This window comes from Micromonospora sp. WMMD1102, assembly GCF_029626265.1.
Classification (GTDB): Bacteria; Actinomycetota; Actinomycetes; order Mycobacteriales; family Micromonosporaceae; genus Plantactinospora.
This window is the reverse complement of record NZ_JARUBN010000001.1, coordinates 8,471,388-8,486,559: the sequence shown is the minus strand read 5'-3', so window position 1 is coordinate 8,486,559 and position 15,172 is coordinate 8,471,388. Positions and strand designations below refer to the sequence as shown.

15 protein-coding genes and 2 pseudogenes are annotated in these 15,172 nt (G+C 66.4%); 6 read left to right on the top strand and 11 right to left on the bottom strand.

The window, feature by feature from the left end:
• The first annotated feature begins 194 nt into the window (after nucleotides 1–194).
• On the top strand, nucleotides 195–2,312 hold the full coding sequence (locus O7626_RS38680) for a glycohydrolase toxin TNT-related protein (protein WP_278065871.1): 2,118 nt from the start codon (nucleotides 195–197) through the stop codon (nucleotides 2,310–2,312).
• Between the two features lie 462 nt (nucleotides 2,313–2,774).
• Nucleotides 2,775–3,431 (top strand): AAA family ATPase, encoded by a 657-nt coding sequence (locus tag O7626_RS38675; protein WP_278065870.1) that lies wholly within the window; start codon nucleotides 2,775–2,777, stop codon nucleotides 3,429–3,431.
• A gap of 13 nt (nucleotides 3,432–3,444) precedes the next feature.
• Here O7626_RS38675 and O7626_RS38670 read toward each other — a convergent pair.
• The 4 genes and pseudogenes from O7626_RS38670 to O7626_RS38655 all read right to left on the bottom strand — a co-directional run.
• Nucleotides 3,445–4,029: pseudogene (locus O7626_RS38670) on the bottom strand (transposase family protein); the annotation flags it as partial.
• A gap of 47 nt (nucleotides 4,030–4,076) precedes the next feature.
• Nucleotides 4,077–4,289, bottom strand: coding sequence for a hypothetical protein (locus O7626_RS38665; protein WP_278065869.1), 213 nt, complete (start codon nucleotides 4,287–4,289; stop codon nucleotides 4,077–4,079).
• Nucleotides 4,290–4,366: 77 nt separating this feature from the next.
• Entirely contained in the window at nucleotides 4,367–4,657 is a 291-nt protein-coding gene (locus O7626_RS38660; RefSeq protein WP_278065868.1) for a hypothetical protein, read from the bottom strand.
• 63 nt (nucleotides 4,658–4,720) lie between these two features.
• Complete coding sequence (locus tag O7626_RS38655) at nucleotides 4,721–4,948, bottom strand: transposase family protein (protein ID WP_278066514.1); 228 nt, start codon at nucleotides 4,946–4,948, stop codon at nucleotides 4,721–4,723.
• A 269-nt stretch (nucleotides 4,949–5,217) separates the two neighbouring features.
• Between O7626_RS38655 and O7626_RS38650 the strand changes: the two genes are divergently transcribed.
• Complete coding sequence (locus O7626_RS38650) at nucleotides 5,218–5,676, top strand: VOC family protein (protein WP_278065867.1); 459 nt, start codon at nucleotides 5,218–5,220, stop codon at nucleotides 5,674–5,676.
• A 35-nt stretch (nucleotides 5,677–5,711) separates the two neighbouring features.
• On the opposite strand, the gene O7626_RS38645 is transcribed toward O7626_RS38650, so the two are convergent.
• Nucleotides 5,712–7,772, bottom strand: coding sequence for a glycogen debranching N-terminal domain-containing protein (locus O7626_RS38645; RefSeq protein ID WP_278065866.1), 2,061 nt, complete (start codon nucleotides 7,770–7,772; stop codon nucleotides 5,712–5,714).
• Complete coding sequence (locus O7626_RS38640; RefSeq protein WP_278065865.1) at nucleotides 7,769–8,125, bottom strand: SCP2 sterol-binding domain-containing protein; 357 nt, start codon at nucleotides 8,123–8,125, stop codon at nucleotides 7,769–7,771. The genes O7626_RS38645 and O7626_RS38640 overlap by 4 nt, the downstream gene beginning before the upstream one ends.
• Nucleotides 8,126–8,965: 840 nt before the next feature.
• On the opposite strand from O7626_RS38640, the gene O7626_RS38635 reads away from it, so the two are divergent.
• The 3 genes and pseudogenes from O7626_RS38635 to O7626_RS38625 form a co-directional block, all read left to right on the top strand.
• Nucleotides 8,966–9,181 (top strand): IS3 family transposase, encoded by a 216-nt coding sequence (locus tag O7626_RS38635; RefSeq protein ID WP_278065864.1) that lies wholly within the window; start codon nucleotides 8,966–8,968, stop codon nucleotides 9,179–9,181.
• Between the two features lie 18 nt (nucleotides 9,182–9,199).
• The gene (locus tag O7626_RS38630; protein ID WP_278065863.1) at nucleotides 9,200–9,625 is read left to right on the top strand and encodes a DDE-type integrase/transposase/recombinase; all 426 of its coding nucleotides are present in this window, start codon (nucleotides 9,200–9,202) and stop codon (nucleotides 9,623–9,625) included.
• A 44-nt stretch (nucleotides 9,626–9,669) separates the two neighbouring features.
• A pseudogene (locus O7626_RS38625) lies at nucleotides 9,670–9,888 on the top strand (transposase); the annotation flags it as partial.
• Nucleotides 9,889–9,970: 82 nt separating this feature from the next.
• Here O7626_RS38625 and O7626_RS38620 read toward each other — a convergent pair.
• Genes O7626_RS38620 through O7626_RS38600 form a run of 5 tightly spaced genes read right to left on the bottom strand, consistent with a single transcriptional unit; the run spans nucleotide 9,971 to nucleotide 15,070 of the window.
• Nucleotides 9,971–10,855 carry a carbohydrate ABC transporter permease gene (locus O7626_RS38620; protein WP_278065862.1) on the bottom strand — a complete coding sequence of 295 codons (885 nt, stop codon included), beginning with the start codon at nucleotides 10,853–10,855 and terminating at the stop codon, nucleotides 9,971–9,973.
• Nucleotides 10,852–11,829, bottom strand: a complete 978-nt coding sequence (locus tag O7626_RS38615; protein ID WP_278065861.1) for a sugar ABC transporter permease — start codon at nucleotides 11,827–11,829, stop codon at nucleotides 10,852–10,854. The genes O7626_RS38620 and O7626_RS38615 overlap by 4 nt, the downstream gene beginning before the upstream one ends.
• Before the next feature lie 5 nt (nucleotides 11,830–11,834).
• Nucleotides 11,835–13,244, bottom strand: a complete 1,410-nt coding sequence (ngcE, locus tag O7626_RS38610) for an N-acetylglucosamine/diacetylchitobiose ABC transporter substrate-binding protein (RefSeq protein ID WP_278065860.1) — start codon at nucleotides 13,242–13,244, stop codon at nucleotides 11,835–11,837.
• Nucleotides 13,245–13,250: 6 nt separating this feature from the next.
• A complete protein-coding gene (locus O7626_RS38605) occupies nucleotides 13,251–14,114 on the bottom strand; it encodes an SIS domain-containing protein (protein ID WP_278065859.1) in 864 nt (287 codons plus the stop codon).
• Nucleotides 14,114–15,070, bottom strand: coding sequence for a MurR/RpiR family transcriptional regulator (locus O7626_RS38600; RefSeq protein ID WP_278065858.1), 957 nt, complete (start codon nucleotides 15,068–15,070; stop codon nucleotides 14,114–14,116). Before O7626_RS38600 ends, O7626_RS38605 begins: the two co-directional genes overlap by 1 nt.
• Nucleotides 15,071–15,172 lie beyond the last annotated feature (102 nt).

The following is a 15,172-nucleotide window of genomic DNA, read 5'->3' as shown; positions in this document are numbered from 1 at the left end:
CCCAGCTTGCCACGGATCGGCCCGCTGGGGAGCATGGTCGCGGGCGTGACCACCCTTGGCAGGTCAGGACGGGTCGGCACACCTGAGGTATCCTCCTCGGCCACATGGTGCACGAGTGCTCGCGTCGTGACGCGCGCGGCCGGGCCAGGGGGTCAGTTCTGGTGGTATCGCAACGACTAGGAGATGGCGGGACGATGTCTGAGCCGTGGGCCACACAGGCCCGGCAGCACCAGTACAACGAGTTGCTGCAGCAGATCGGTGCGGCGTTGGTCGGTGCGGTACCACAGGGATGGCGCCGGCTCGACCTGACCGCGAGGATCGCGGAAGGAGTGCAGGACTTCGGTCTCACCGTGATCATGTCCGACTTCTCCTCTGCGACGGTCGACCCGCCGGCGCAGGCGGCCTGGGCGTTGGCGGAGTTACGCAAGCTGATGTACCACCCGGAGCGCGGCGCGTGGTTGTCGGCGAGGTACCTGATGAACCCGCCGGGCGAGTTCCGCATTTTCTACAACTACGATCACGACCCGCTCTGGGATCCGCCGATCCCGCCCGCCGCGTTCCACCGCGACCTTGCGGCGTATCCCCGGCCGGCGGAACGGGTTCCCGGCTGGCTCCTGCGCGTCATCGAGCCGGCGGGTGCGAGTCCGGGAGGCCCCACGCCAACCGGAGCCACGCTCACCGCGCCTGATGGGCGGGACCCTCGCCCGAGGCACCCAACCCCGCTCGGTTTGGAGGACCAGCGCAACCTACAGCGGCAGATCGCCGACCTGCTGGTGATTCGCGCTCCGGCCGATCGTGACCAGATCCGGGTGATGTACCGCGCCGCGGGCAACCACGAGGAGATGGTCGGACACATCCTCGGCATCGACGGCCAGCTCCGTGAGTGGGAGCCACCGCGTGAACTGCCGGAGTATTACCGGCAACTGCGTGCCGGGATGCACAAGCACGGCGTCGGCGCCTGGTCGGGGGCGAGCACCGTGGTCGAGTACCCGATCAAGACCTCGATCAATTATCTGTTCGACGAAGATCCGCGCTGGCGGCAGCCACCGCCCCGGACGGCCGTGCTCGACGAGTTGGAGATGTTCCCCCGGAAGCCTGAGCACGTCCCGAGCTGGATGAAGACCGTGCTGCCGAACGCCGAGCGGGTGGCCGAGGTGGCCGACCGTTTCCGGCGCGGGCGCATTTTCGACCACCGGGACGCCGGCGGCCGACCGGTGGTCGACCGGCCGCCCGTACCGGAAGCCGACGTGCAACGGGTACTGGAATATCTGAACACCGCCCACGTGATCATGGGCGGTCGCGGCTTCGATCCCGACGTGTACGACCCGAACAGCGCCCGGGACGTGCCGTCCGCCTTCCACACCGACGGTACGTGGATCTGGCCGGCATCCGTGCCGCACTACCTGGCCAAGCACGGCGTTCCCCCGGAACCGGACCTGGTCGCGCATATTCGGGCCAACGGGTTCGCCCCGCCCCAGCTCGACCAGGCGACAAAGAACGCCGCCTACATTGCGCTCACCGGCGAGGTTCCGGCGGCACCGCCGCGGCAGGCCCCCGTCGCGACGCCGGCAGAGGTGGCTGGTGCCCAGCGGCAGGCTCCCGCCACGGCGCCGACACAGGTGGCTGCCCAGCCAGGGCAGGCTTCCAGCGCGGCATCGACGGATCTGTCCGACCGAGAACGCCGAACTCTCGCCGTCATCGATCAGCGGGTCAGTGAGATGGGCGCGGTTCCCGCGGCCTACCGGCTGCTCGACTCGGCGGAAGGCGCGACGTGCCTGGAGCGCGTCGGCGACGAATGGCAGGTTGCCGACTACGAGCGCGGCAGGCCACGCAACCCGCGCCGGTTCACGCAGTTGTGGGAGGCGGGGGCGTACCTGCTCGGCACCTTGACCATCCATCCGTCGAGGCTGCGGGCCGGTGGCAGGGAGCGGAACACCCCACAGACACTCAACGACTGGCCCATCCAGCCGCTGCCAGGAGAACCACCACTCACCCTGCTCGCCCAGAAGCGCATCGCCGTACTGATGCCAGGACGGGAGATCGTCCGATACGGCCCGCCGACGGGCAACCTCACCTTCGCGGCCGGAACCCCGTTCAGCGCCATGTCGTTACGGTCGGAAAGAGAGCAGCAGGGGCCAAGCCGCTACCGCGTGCTCCGGGAACTGCGCACACTCTCCGGCGAGGCCGTGCCGTGGCACGGCCAGCCCGGCGGTGGGACGGCGTACCTGCTGACCGGGTCCGTCGAACAACACCTGGCGAATGGCAGCCTCGCCGAACTTACCGGCGAGGCCCCACAAGCCGTTGAGGAATGAATCGCTGGTACTACTGGAACTGCTGGGTGGAGGTGCCCGACGAAGTCGGGTGGTGGTCAGGTGTCAGGTCGTCTTGCTAGGGCAGCGTGAGTTCCGGGCGCAGGGGTTGTCACTACGAGACCCGGGTGCCAGGAAATCCGTGCTGGGACGATGCGACTTCGTATCCCGCACGTAGGTCGCGGGTGGGGCGAGTGTGGCGAGCAGGGACACGCCCATCCCGGCGACCTACAGGACTCCGCGGAATGGCTCACTGAGCTGGCAAAATCCCTTCCGCGCCCGTCGTCGCCTCGATCGTCAGCTACATGTTTTTGACATCGGTCAGGTAGCGAACGTCGCCGCGGTCTGAGCGGGTGACATGGCGCGGACAGCCCCGGCCGGTTCCACATAGGTTTCGCTGGCCGCGCCGCGGCGACGGCGCGGGGGTTACTGTGCGTATGGCGGACAACTCCACTGGAGGTCTTCGTGTCCTGGCCCATGACCGTGCTGTGTGGCGCTTCCGGTACCGGCCGGAGCCGGTTAGCCCATGCGTTCGCCGACAGCTTGAACGGGCACGTCATCGACACCAGCGACGTGCTGGAGGCGGTGCGGACCATGACAGGTCCCGAGCAGTATCCCGAGCTGTTCTACCAGGATGCCGAGGACTGGCGGAAGTTCGTCCCAGGAGACTGCCCTGGACGCTGGTCGAAGGAGCCGTTGATGGGGACGGCTGAGGAGTTGGCCGCCGCGCGACTGCGGGCCGCCGACGTCCTGGCTCCCGCTGTGCAGGCCGTAATGAGGAAACAGCCCCGGCTGCTGGACGAGAACTACAGGGGCCGGCACACGGTCGTCACCGGGCGCCATGCTCTGCCCACCCTCGCCTGGGACTTCGTCGTGATCCTCACGGAGGACGAGGACCAGATTCGCGCCAACCTCGCGACCCGCTATAGCGCTGACTCCGTCGACCTGCGGGCACGGGCCTCCATGGTGGTCCAGAAGGAGCTCCTTCGCAGAGGCAGTGAGCATCGCACGTCCTCCCACTGTGAGGTCATCTCCGCTACCGCGCGGCCCTGGACGGACGCCGTCGACCGGGTTTACACGATGTATGGCGACCTTTGGGACCTTCGGAACGCTCTAGGCTAGTACTGAGCTGATTTCAGCCTGAGTAGCGCTGCTCCTCGACGAGTTGCAGCACGAGGATCGCGGCGAGTAGGGCGGTGGCCCGTCGTGGGCAGCGGTGCAGCTTGGTCAGTAGTTTCCAGCTCTTGATGGTGGCGATGACGCATTCGCCGATGGCACGGACACGGGCGTGATCGCGGTTGACCGCCTTCTGCCGGTGCGATGGTCGGGGCCGCAGCCGGTGGCGCTTGAACGGGGTACGCACCGACCCGCTCGCGCCCTGGTAGCCGCAGTCGGCGAAGGTCATCACGTGCGCGGCGCTCAGCGCGGTGATGATGCCGTGCTCGCGGGCGGCGCTCAGGTCGTGTGTCGAGCCGGGCAGGGCGGGTGAGACCCACTTGAGGCGGCCCGCCGGGTCTCTGATGGCCCGGGCGTTGACGCCGTGGCGGCGGTGTTTGCCGGCGTCGTGCCGCCGGGCCCGAGGACCGGAGAGTCGATTGGTACGGATCAGGGTGCCGTCCAGGATGGCGTAGGCCAGCCGGGCGATACCGACCATAGCCTGCTCCAGCGTGGGGGCAATCGCGGCGAGCAGGTCGACGGCCTCGCGGATGTAGCGCCACGCGGCGGTAGTGCTGACGGCGAAGGCACTCGGCCCGCTCGGCGGCGACGTCACGATGGGCGGTGCTCGATGCTCCAGTGCCCGCGGATGAGGGTGGCAACGTACGCGGGGCGGGCCTGATGTACGCGGAGGTCGGTGATGGCGTAGATGGTTTCGGTGGTAAAGCGTTTCGGCTGGTCGAGCCTGCGTCGGCGGCGTCGGACCTGGATGGCCTGTGCCGCGTGTGGGAAGTCGGTGCCGGTCGAGATGGTCAGGGCTTTCAAGCTGCGGATCTCCCGGCGGCTGTGGCCCCGGCTGGCGTCGCAGTGTACCTCGGGTACGGCCTTCCAGGGCAGGCCGGTCAGTGGGTATGCAGGGCGGGCTGGTTGCCCTTGACGGTAAGGATCCACTGCGCCACGTTCGGCCAGGTAAGCGACATGCTCACGTTGGCAGTGCAGACGTCGGCGGTGATCACCACATCGCGGAGGTCGCCGATCTGGTCGAGCAGCGAGGCGAAGCGGGTGATCTCGTTCGTCTTGCCGTGCACGTCCGTGCTGGCCAGCATGATCCCGGTGGCCTGGTCGGAGGCTGCGAGGACATGCCGGGCGGTCGTGTCGGCCGTGCGGGATCCGCGCAGTGTCTCGCCATCCACCGCGATCACGTGTGGCGGTGCCCCCGGGCGGCCAGCCAGGCGCCCGTGACCGCGGCCAGGCGGTCAGCGTCGATGGCCTGCAACAGCCGGCGGATCATCGACTCTGACGGCCGGCGGCCGGCGGCCGGCGTCGATACCCAGCCCGACGACGGTGGTCTCGGGTACCTCGGCCACCCACTCACCGATCGCCGCGTACGAGCGGCATCCCGTCAGCACCGCGCACATCGCTACTGCGACCACTGCCGTCAGACGGTGACGCACACCTCGCCGTGCTCGCGGGTCCGGCAGCATCGCCAAGGCGCCGAGCAGCCCCGATGGTGGACTCTCGGCCGAGAGCGCCCTCCGACTGCTCCGGGCCGGCGCCAGAAACGCCTTGCTCTTTGCCGGGGTTCCGTGGGCCAGCGGTCATGAGCCCAACGATGGCGGGCTGCAAGGTGCCCGTCGGCCGAACCACCACCGCCTGCCCGGGAGCGTGCCTCCGGGCACCGGCCTTCGATTTGCCTCTGCCGTCGCGGTACGTCGCGTAGGCTCTGGATAGATTCACGGAAAGGACCGGTCCTGTGACTTACGGCGTTATCATGTTCGAGTTGCCTGCGGAAGATATGAGCCGGGCGCAGACATTCTACCGTGCGGTGTTCGGGTGGGAGTCACAGGCCGTGGTTGGGCTTGACACCGTTCCAGAACCGCAGGAACAGGGTGGGCAGGTTCAGCGGCCCATCATCGAGCTCATCACCGCCCCCCTTGATGACGATGGGCTGCCGATGGAGCGGGGCGTAGTCACCGGTGCAGTGATTCAGCGTCGGCCTGAGATAACCGGGCCAGTGATATTTATTCAGGTAGATGATGTGAACGAGGCGCTGCAGCGCGTTGAGGAAAATGGTGGCTCGACCGTCGTCGGCTGTCTACGGGTGGGGGAGGTGGGGCGGGCAGCCTACGCGACCGATACCGAGGGCAACGTCATCGGCCTGTGGCAGGAGGCGGTGCCTGGGATCCGGATCGGACTGGCAAGGAGGCGGTGAGGCGACTCATCGAGCGACCCGAGCCGCACCCCGGGTCACCGGGCAGCCGGGCGCCAGGTGCGCCGAGTCACGAAACGGCCGAAGGCATCTGTCCGCCCCCACCGACCGGGAATGTCAAGCAAGCTGATCCGCTCGATCCCGCTCGGCAGTTCCGGATCCACGACTAGGTGGTCCTTGATTGGTTCAAGGCCAAGCATTGTCCGCAGGAGCAACAGTACGGTTCCCGTGGACCAGGCTTGTGGACTACACGCGGTAGGATACTGCACCGGGTGGTGTGTCACCTTGCGTTCATAGCCCGCGAACGCCTCCGGCAGGCGCCCTCCGAAGTACTGCGCGGCATCGAGGATTCCCTTGGCGAGCTGTGCCGCCTCCTTTTTGAAGCCGTACCGCCGCAGCCCCCATGCGATGAACGAGTTGTCGAAGGGCCACACCGTGCCCACGTGGTAGCCGACGGGGTTGAACCGTCGCTCGCTATCGGCCAGGGTCCGCACGCCCCAACCCGAGTGCAGCCGCGGTCCGAGCAGGTGCTCGACCACCATCCGGGCCTTGTCGTCGTCGACAATCCCGCTCCACAACAGGTGGCCGATGTTCGATGAGAGTGCGTCCACCTTGGCGCCGTCCGCGTCGAGCGCGAGGGCGTAGAAGTTCTCGCCATCGATCCAGAAATCGCGGTTGAAGCGCATCTTCAGGTCGGCCGCCTCGCGCTCCAATCGATCGGCGTAACCCGGATCGTTCCAGCACAGTCGGGCGAGGCGAGCAGCACGCACCTTCGCGTCGTACGCGTAGCCTTGCAGCTCGCAGGTGGCCCGCGGAAATCCCGGGAGCCGGCCATTGCGATAGCATATGGCGTCCCAGGAGTCCTTCCAGCACTGATTCTCCAACCCGTTCCTGTGGTTGCGGCGGCGATAGGAGACATAGCCGTTGCCGATCAGATCAGCGAAGTCGTCGATCCAGCCGATTGCCGCGCGCGCCTCGGCCTCGAGTTCGTGGACGAGTTCGGAGTCGCCCGTCCAGCGCTCGTACTCGTCTAGGAGCACGACCCATAGCGGAGTGGCGTCCGCCGAGCCGAAGTACGGGGAGTGCGGCTGTTCGAGGAAGGCGGCGGTCTCGCCGAACCGCAACTCATGCAGAATTCGGCCCGGGTCTTCCTCACGAAGGTCGTTGATCTGGGTCCCCTGCAGCATGCCAAGCAGCCGCAGGGTCGTTCTGGCGAGTTGCGGCACAAACGGCAGCGCCTGGAGGCACGTGAAAATGCTGTCGCGTCCGAACAAAGTCATGAACCATGGGAGGCCGGCTGCGGGCACGGTCTCCCCGACTGGGCCGAACAATGAAAATCGCAGAGCTGCGAGGTCTAAGAGGCTGCGCTGGTAGGTCATGTTCAAAGATTCCCAGTCGCACTCGACCCGTGGCGCCTGGGCGAGCCACAGCTCAAGATCGTTGCGCAAGGAGCGTCTGTTGCCGGCGTACTTCCATCCCGATCGGATGTCTTTACCCGTCCCGTCGAGCGTCAGCATTTCGATCATCAATTCGGCCGTCCACTCGCTGAGTGGCTCAATGCGGACAGCATAGGTCAGACCTTGTGCGTCGCACTCCGCCGGCACGTCGGTTGTAATCGACGTTTCCCGACGAAACGTCTCCCGTTGGTAGCCGAGACGGATCCGGCGGGGCTCGACGTGTTCGTAGTAGTGCCCCTTCTTGGCGAGTTCGTCCTTCACCTCAAAAAGGTCCGCAAAGTCGGATCCTACATCCACCCGAACGGTCAACTCCGCTGCGGCTTCGCCATAATTGAAGATCGTAATTCTCTCGCGGAATCCCTCGCCCAGCCGACGATGCCGGAAAACCGAGAGCTTCGCGTCGATGTACTGTGTTGCCGGCCCTGGGACGAGGAAGAAGCGGGCCTCGTAGTATTGCACGTCATCGACGGTAAGTGGGATCAGGCGCTGCTGGTCGACGGTCAACACCCAGCGTGAGAGAAAACGTGTGTCCAATGCGAAGAGGCCGGTGGGAGATGCCCCCGGCGCCTCGTCGACGTCGCCGCGCTCGTCGCTGACCATGAACGTGCTGCCGTCCAGGATGCGGACGGTCGTCTCGCTCACCGGGAAGGACTTTCATCGTCTGGCGCGACTCCTGACGGCGCACCGCGGCCAGAGAACAGACGGCCCGCCAGGAAGAAGACCTCCAGGTCTCCCTCCGCCGTCAGGACCCCCCGCAGCAGCGGAGCGATCAGAGTCTCATCGCCGGCGACGACTCGACCGAGGATCGACCGGTCGGTCCTGACTATGCAATCGGCCGCACCACGATCCCAGGTGACAACGACGCTCCCGTCCCGCATCTTCACGGTCCGGTGATCTGTCCGCTCCGCGGACACCAGATCAAAGCGCACCATCGCGTCGACCTTGCGCAAGAGCGGATGTCGTTGCCGGCCCAGGGTCTCGAAAAACTCGTCCACCCGATCCACCAAGTACATGCCTCTCACGCGATGACTCTCCATTGCCCGATGGTCTGCTGCCAGCCCCGGTCCGCCGCAAGTTCCTGCCGAAAACTTCCACCACCAGAATAATTGAACTGGGTGGACGGGGTGGGGACTGTCAAGAAGGTCGGGCAACTCGTTAGGAACCTACGAGGGGCATTTCGCGGCCAGGACGGAAGTCACGACCACCCGCACCCGGCACGACGGCCGCGTACACGCCGATCATGCCCGCGAGACCAACCAACTGGCGGGCCTGTCCAAGACCGGAAAGCGTACCGGCCAGCAGCGTCCGGTGATGGCCACGGCACCGACCGCCGCGCTGGTCCCTACCGCGTAGAGGTTACACCGCCACCGGCCCTGAGGAGTCTGGATGACAACAGTGCAACCCCCCAGCATTCAATCCCGTGGCCAGATTCCCGTCGTACCACGTGTGGACAGCCGATCAGCCTCACCTGGGAAGTCCTGTGCGGTTGCCCTTCCCCTCGTAGCGCGGACGCCAGAATTTGAAAGATAGAGGTTCATGGCTGGGACGAGAAGGCAGTCCGTCCCGGAGTTCCGGGCGGGCGCGGTGCGGATCGTGCGGGAGACGGGTGAGTCGATCGCTCAGGTCGCCCATGGCCTGGGGATGAACAGCGGGACTCTGGCCAACTGGTTGAAAGAAGGACCGCGAGAGTCGCGGTGAGGCCGCTGCCGGGCAACTGGCCGAGGATGAGCGGGCGGAGTTGGCCCGACTGCGGCGGGAGAAGGCCGAGCTGGCGATGGAGCGTGATGTCCTCAAGCGATCCCCGTGGTCCTGTGGGTCAAGGAAGCGACGGGCCGATGAGCGCGGTGGCCTGCCGTGCGTTGGGGGTGTCCGGGTCATGGTTCTACAAGTGGCGTGACCGTCCGCCGGCCCGCCGCGGCGACCGACGTGCCCGGCTGGCGGCCGCGGTCGGGAAGGTCTTCGACGAGTCGGGCGGCACCTGTGGCAGCCCGCGTATCGGGATCGAGCTGCGCGAGCAGGGTTGGCAGGTCTCCGACAACACGATCGCGTAGCTCGATCCCGATTCCGGTATGGCCGCCCAGGTCAGGCGTCGCCGCCGGGGCCTGACTCGCCAGGGCACGCGTCCGGCCGCGCCGGATCTGGTCAAGCGGGCGTTCACCGCGCCGGCGCCGGACATCGCCTGGTGCGGGGACATGACCGAGATCCGCACCGACGAGGGCAAGCTCTACCTCGCGACGGTCATCGACCTGTACTCACGTCGGATTCTCGGCTACGCGATGGACCACCGGCACGACGCCGGGCTGGTCGTCGCCGAGGCCACCTTCTCCACCACCAAGGTCGAGTACGTCCACCGCCGTCACTTCCGCACCCGCGCCGAAGCAAGACTGAAGATCGCCACCTGGATCACGGCGCCGCCGGCACTCCGTCTGCGACCGGCGCTCCTCCATCGACTACGAACGACCAGAGACCGCGCCGTGGAGGCCCAGGCCGGTTGACGGAGCCCTCCACGATTCCAGGGGATTGACACTGCGGCGACCCGCGGGGTGTGTTGATCCTCGACGACACCGGCTTCCTGAACAAGGGCATCCGCTCCGCCAGGGTCGCCCGGCCGTACTCCGGCATCGCCGGACGGATCGAGAACTGCCAGGCAGGGGTCTTCCTGGCCTACCCCGATCCACCAAGGGGACACGCCTGATCGACCGGCAGCTGTACCTGCCGGCGTCGTAACGACAACCGCGATCGGTGCCGATCGGCCGGTAGCCCGACTCGGCGGGGTTCACGAACGCGGCGCCTGCGGTGGCACGGAGCCGCGAGGGGTGGTTCTGGAACGGCCGGCGGAGTCAGCGGAATGTGCCCTGCGACACTGATCCCTCCAGTCTCCGTTGGAAGATCATGTAGACGACGAGTACGGGAATCACGGTCATCACGACCGCGGCAAACAAGGCGCCGAAGTCGACCGCGTAACCTGCCTTCGACGCGAACACCGCCATGCCCTGTGTCAGCAGGTAGTTGTCCCGGTCGCTGTTGAGGACGACCGGTAGCAGGAACTGGTTCCATAGGCCGAGGAAGTTGAAGATGGCCACCGAGGCCAGGCCGGGCTGTGCCATGGGAAGCATCACCCGGATAAACGTGCGCCACTCCCCCGCGCCGTCGATCTGCGCCGCCTCGTAAATCTCGTCTGGCAACGCCTTGAAGAACGAGTACAGGAAGAACACTGTGAACGGCAGGGCGAGCGCGGCGTACGTCAGGATCAGGCCCGGCAGCGTGTGGAGCAGGCCGATGTTCTGCAGGATGAAGAAGAGCGGCACGATCGCCAGGAACAGCGGGAAGGCCATCGAGGCGAGGATTACGTTGTAGATGAGCCGGTTGCCCGGAAAGCGGAACCGGGCCAGCACGTAGGAGCACATCGCGCCGAGCGTCATGACGACCACGAGCGCGGCACCCACCACGACGACGGTGTTCAGGAAATAGCGCCCGATGCCGGCGTCGGTCCAGGCCGCCACGTAGTTGTCGAAGCGCCACTCGCTCGGCAGTGAGAAGGGCGATTCGAGAATCTCGCGCGAGGACTTGAAGGACGACATGACCGTCCACAAAAATGGGACGATGACCAGTACGGACCAGATGCCCAGAAGCGCGTGCGAGGTCGCGGCGACGCCGCCTATCCGCCGCCGGCGTGGGGCTGGCGCAGCGACCCGGAGCGGCTCGTGGTGGATAAGCGTGGTCATGCCGGCTCGCCGTCGTCGCGCGTCCTGGTCAGGCGATCGACCAGAAACACGATACCGGCGAAGACCAGGGTGACCGCCGCGAGCACGACGCCCATCGCGGTCGCGTATCCGAACTGGCCCTTCCGGAAGGCGGTGATGTAGATCTCCTGGCTCATCGTCAACGTGGAGTAGTCGGGCCCACCGGTCGGATTCAGCGCCTGCATGTAGACGAACGCGTCGAGGGCGATGATGCCGATGTAGATGTACGCGGTCCGCACGTTGTCCCGGATTTGCGGAACGGTGATCGACAGCACGGTCCGGAACCGGCCGGCGCCGTCCAGGCGGGCGGCCTCGTACGTCTCCGCCGGGACACCCTTGATAGCCGCCACAAAAAGCACGGTGTAGAAGCCGACAAAGCTCCAGATGATGACGAACATCGAGGCGGGCATGGCGGCGGCGGCATTGCCAAGCCATGGAAAGTCCTCGAAGCTGTCGAGGCCGATCCTGGCGAGGAAGCCGTTAAGCAGGCCCCGGGACGGATCGTAGACCTGAGCCCAGATCAGTCCGACAGCGATGGCTGGCACCGTGTATGGGAAGAACGAGACGACCCGGTAGAACCCGGACCCACGAAGGCCGCGGACACTGCCCGTGCTCGACCCGCCGACCGTCACCACGCTCGCGATTGCCAGCGCGAGCGTGATCGTCACGGCCGGCACCACGATGGCGAGCAGCACGTTGTTCAGCACTGAGCGCAGGAAGGCATCGTCGTCGAGGAGCTTAGTGAAGTTCGCCAAGCCGATGAACCGCATGTCCGGCGAGAAGCCGGCCCAGTCCGTCATAGCGAAGTACAGCGCCTGGGCGAAGGGTGACAGGACGAAGATCACGAAAAGGGTCAGCGGAAACACCAGGAACACCACCATGAAACTCAACCTGTCGAAGGTGAGTGTGCGGCGGCGCCTGGCGTTCGGGCGGCCGCTGAGTATCGTCGTACTCATGGCAATCAGCTGATCTTGATCTTCTCGACGGAAGAGTTGTTCGCGATCTTGTCGCTGATGGCCTGGAGGCCCTTGACCATTTCCGCGACGTTCAGCCCGCCGGAGAGGAACGAATTCCACAGGACTATCTGGTCCGGTCCCAACCCGTAGTAACTTTCCGAGACGAAGCTGAACATGTTCTCGCCGGCCTGCTCGAGCATCGTGGCCTGGGAAACCAGAGCGCTCGACCCGTAGCCGTCGGCCGGGACAGTCCCCTTGACGACCGTCGGCGCCAGCCGGGTCTTGGCGAAGTTGGCGGCGGCCTCCTTCGAGAGCATCGCGCGCAAGATCTCCTTGCCGCCGGCCACGCTCTTGCCCCTGTTCGGCACGATGAACGGTTCGCCCGCGGCGGCGCGGATCGTCTCGAACGGAAGTGCGGGGCTGGTCGTCAGCGTCGGCACCGGCACCCCCGTCATACGGAAGCCCTGTTTGGTGGCCTTCTTCATTTCGTTCTCGATCCAGCCTCCCGAGCTGTACATCAGCGCCTGCTGGTCGTTGCTCCACCTCGCCTGCGCGGCGGTGAACTGGGTACCGGCGCCGCCGGGAACAATGTAACCGGCCCGCACGATGTCGTAGATTTCCGTGAGGACGCCCCGGAGCGCCGGATGCGACCAGGCGTTCGGCTCCAGGTTCTCCAAGGCCAGGCGTACCTCGTGCCCGCTCTCCTTGATCGCAGAGTCGATCGCCGTCCACTGGTAGTAGTTCGACGCCTCCTTACCGAAGACGAACAGGTACTTCCCCTTCGCCTTGGCCTTCGCGCCGAGTTCCTTCGCCTCGGCCCAGGTCTTCGGCGGGGTCCAGCCGTTCTCCTCGAAGAGCGAGGCCGAGTACCACAGCGAGAAGACCGTCATCACGTAGTTCAGGGCGAGGAACTTGCCGTTGAAGGTGCCCGGCAGCTTGACACCCGGGTAGAGGCTGTCCGCTATTTTCGCGCCGTCGTAGCCAGTCGCCTCCAGGACGTCGTCGAGGGTCGCAAGCTGGTCGATGACCGTGGTCATGGCGATGTTGCCCGCCCCGCCGTTGTTGATCAGATCAGGCGGGTTACCGCCCACGAACCTGGGCTGAAGCTCCTGGGCGATCTCCGTCGACGGGAGCACCTTGACCTTGAGACCCTCGTGTTTCGCCTGGGCCAGGCCGCCCGCGAACGTCACGTAGTCATAACCGTAGCCGCCGTTGAAGACGACCGCCTCGATCTGCGCGTTCGCGGCGAGCCCGAAGGGGTTCTCGGCACTCTTGGCGCCGGTGTTCGACGTGTCCGTGGAGTCCCCGCCCGGCGAGGCGCACGAGGCCGCCGCACCGGCGATGGGAATCAGCGACGTGGCCAGCGCACCCCGCAGGAACAGGCGGCGGTTGATTGGGTTCCGTGCGGAAGACATGGATAGCTACCTCTCTATTCGGCTTGTCTGCCGGCCTGGGTCTGAGTTGTTTGCGGTCGTGTGGCCGTGACGGCCCAGCCCGCGGACGGACCTCGCGGCCGCTGGCTGAGGAGCCCCTGTCGGCTTGATACGGGCTCCGTAGCGCCGCTCCAAGGCGTCGTTGTGCTCGTCACCGCCCGGGATGTTGGCCGAGATGTACAACGGCGGCAGGTGACCGGCGGCCCGGATGCGCTCGGCCGCACCGATCGTCAGCAACTGCGCGATGTAGGCCGCGGTGATCGACGACACCGGCCCGGCCCCGAGCCCGTCACCGAGGTCGAGGGTGGCGTCTCCGTACGGGGCACGATTGTCGAGGACGACGTCCGCGACCTCGGAAAGTCGTTTACCGCTAGGGTGCTTGGGCTGGACCGCGTTGCTGTGTTCGAGGCTGGTCACGGCGATCACCGGATGCCCCTCGGTCTTGGCCCGTAAGGCAAGCCCGACGACCGAGCCGTTCACACCCGAGTTCGAGGCGATGAGAAACGCGTCGGCCGGATGTATCTCGTACAGGTCGTAGAGCTCGTCCACGATGCTCTCGTCGCGCTCCAGCTGGGCACCGACGAGGATGGAGGCATCCCCGCGCCCGCCGAGCAGGACCAGGTCCCGCAGCGCGATGGCATGGCTCGGAATGAATCCACCGGCCCGGCCCGCGATCTCCATCGCAAATGCCTCGGAGTGACCGGTGCCGAAGGCGTGCAGCACGCCGTCGCCTTCGATCGCATCGGCTATCACCTCGATCGCCCTGGCCAGTCCGCCCGAGCGGGCATCCTCGTCGATCGCGCGGAGCCGGCTGGAGACCTGCATGCCGAAGTCGGAAAAAAGCGTTGTCATCAGAGAGGGGTTCCGTCCGTCGGGGAAGCGGTCGTGCCGCGTGTGACGCGCGGTGGCCTGGGTTGCGTGTCGCAATGGTTGGCGACGGCTGCGGTGGTCTGCGCGAGAGTGCTCGTGGTGCGCTCGTAGTTCTGCTGCGCGACCATCAGGTAGAGAAGGTCGAACACGAACAGCTGGGCGTGCTGCGCCGCGAAGGCCCCCGGTTGGAGGTACTCGCCGGGCGCGTAGCTCTGGATGTGCACATCGGCGGCCACGGCAAGGGGCGAACTGGGGTTGCTCGTCATGGCCACGGTGAACGCGCCCCGCGCGCCCGCGAGCGCCAGCATCTCCACCGTCTCGCTGGTGCGACCGGTGTTGGAGACGCCGATCGCCACGGCGCCCTCCCCGAGCAACGCCGCACTGGTGAGGCCGACGTGCACCTCGGTCCACGCATGCGCGTTGATTCCGATCTGGTACAGGCGTGCGTGCATACCGGCGGCGACGAGCCCGCTGCCGCCGATGCCGTAGATGTCCACGTGCCGGCTGGACGCGAGGGTGGCAGCGACCCGATGGAGGAGGGCGAGGTCGACCAGATCGGCGGTGGCCTGCAACGCGCCGACGTGCACGTTGAGCAGCGTCCGCAATACCTCGGCGGGGCTCTGTGCCGGTCCGAAGGTGTACCCGATCACCTGATCCCAGGCATCGAGCGCGCTCGACCGCCCGAGGTCGGCAGCCGCGCCAACCCGCAGTGGAGGATAGCCGCCGTAGCCGATCAGCCGGCAGAAGCGGGTCACCGTCGCGGCCGAGGTGCCCGCTCGCTCCGCGAGCTCGGTGATCGACAGCTGGAGCGGCAGTTCAGGGTTGTCCAAGAGGAGTTGACCGATCTTGGCCATGGACTGTGACATGTGTGCCAACTGCGCCCGGATGCGGCTGCCGAGGCCGAACCCGGCGGCCGTGTGGGTTGGGGTTGCATCCACCGAAGGCATGATTATGAAAAGACCTACCAGGTTTGGAGTAAGTGCATGAAAACTAGTTGCATGACCGTGCCCGGGCAATGTCGCTCAGCATCACGAGTCGGT

Bases quoted from the DNA above. Each gene is read 5' to 3' on its own strand.
- O7626_RS38680 (WP_278065871.1), top strand. From the start codon at position 195: ATGTCTGAGCCGTGGGCCACACAGGCCCGGCAGCACCAGTACAACGAG.
- O7626_RS38655 (WP_278066514.1), bottom strand. From the start codon at position 4,948: ATGCTGCCGGACCCGCGAGCACGGCGAGGTGTGCGTCACCGTCTGACG.
- O7626_RS38635 (WP_278065864.1), top strand. From the start codon at position 8,966: ATGAGCGCGGTGGCCTGCCGTGCGTTGGGGGTGTCCGGGTCATGGTTC.
- O7626_RS38630 (WP_278065863.1), top strand. From the start codon at position 9,200: ATGGCCGCCCAGGTCAGGCGTCGCCGCCGGGGCCTGACTCGCCAGGGC.
- O7626_RS38620 (WP_278065862.1), bottom strand. From the start codon at position 10,855: ATGACCACGCTTATCCACCACGAGCCGCTCCGGGTCGCTGCGCCAGCC.
- O7626_RS38615 (WP_278065861.1), bottom strand. From the start codon at position 11,829: ATGAGTACGACGATACTCAGCGGCCGCCCGAACGCCAGGCGCCGCCGC.
- ngcE (WP_278065860.1), bottom strand. From the start codon at position 13,244: ATGTCTTCCGCACGGAACCCAATCAACCGCCGCCTGTTCCTGCGGGGT.
- O7626_RS38605 (WP_278065859.1), bottom strand. From the start codon at position 14,114: ATGACAACGCTTTTTTCCGACTTCGGCATGCAGGTCTCCAGCCGGCTC.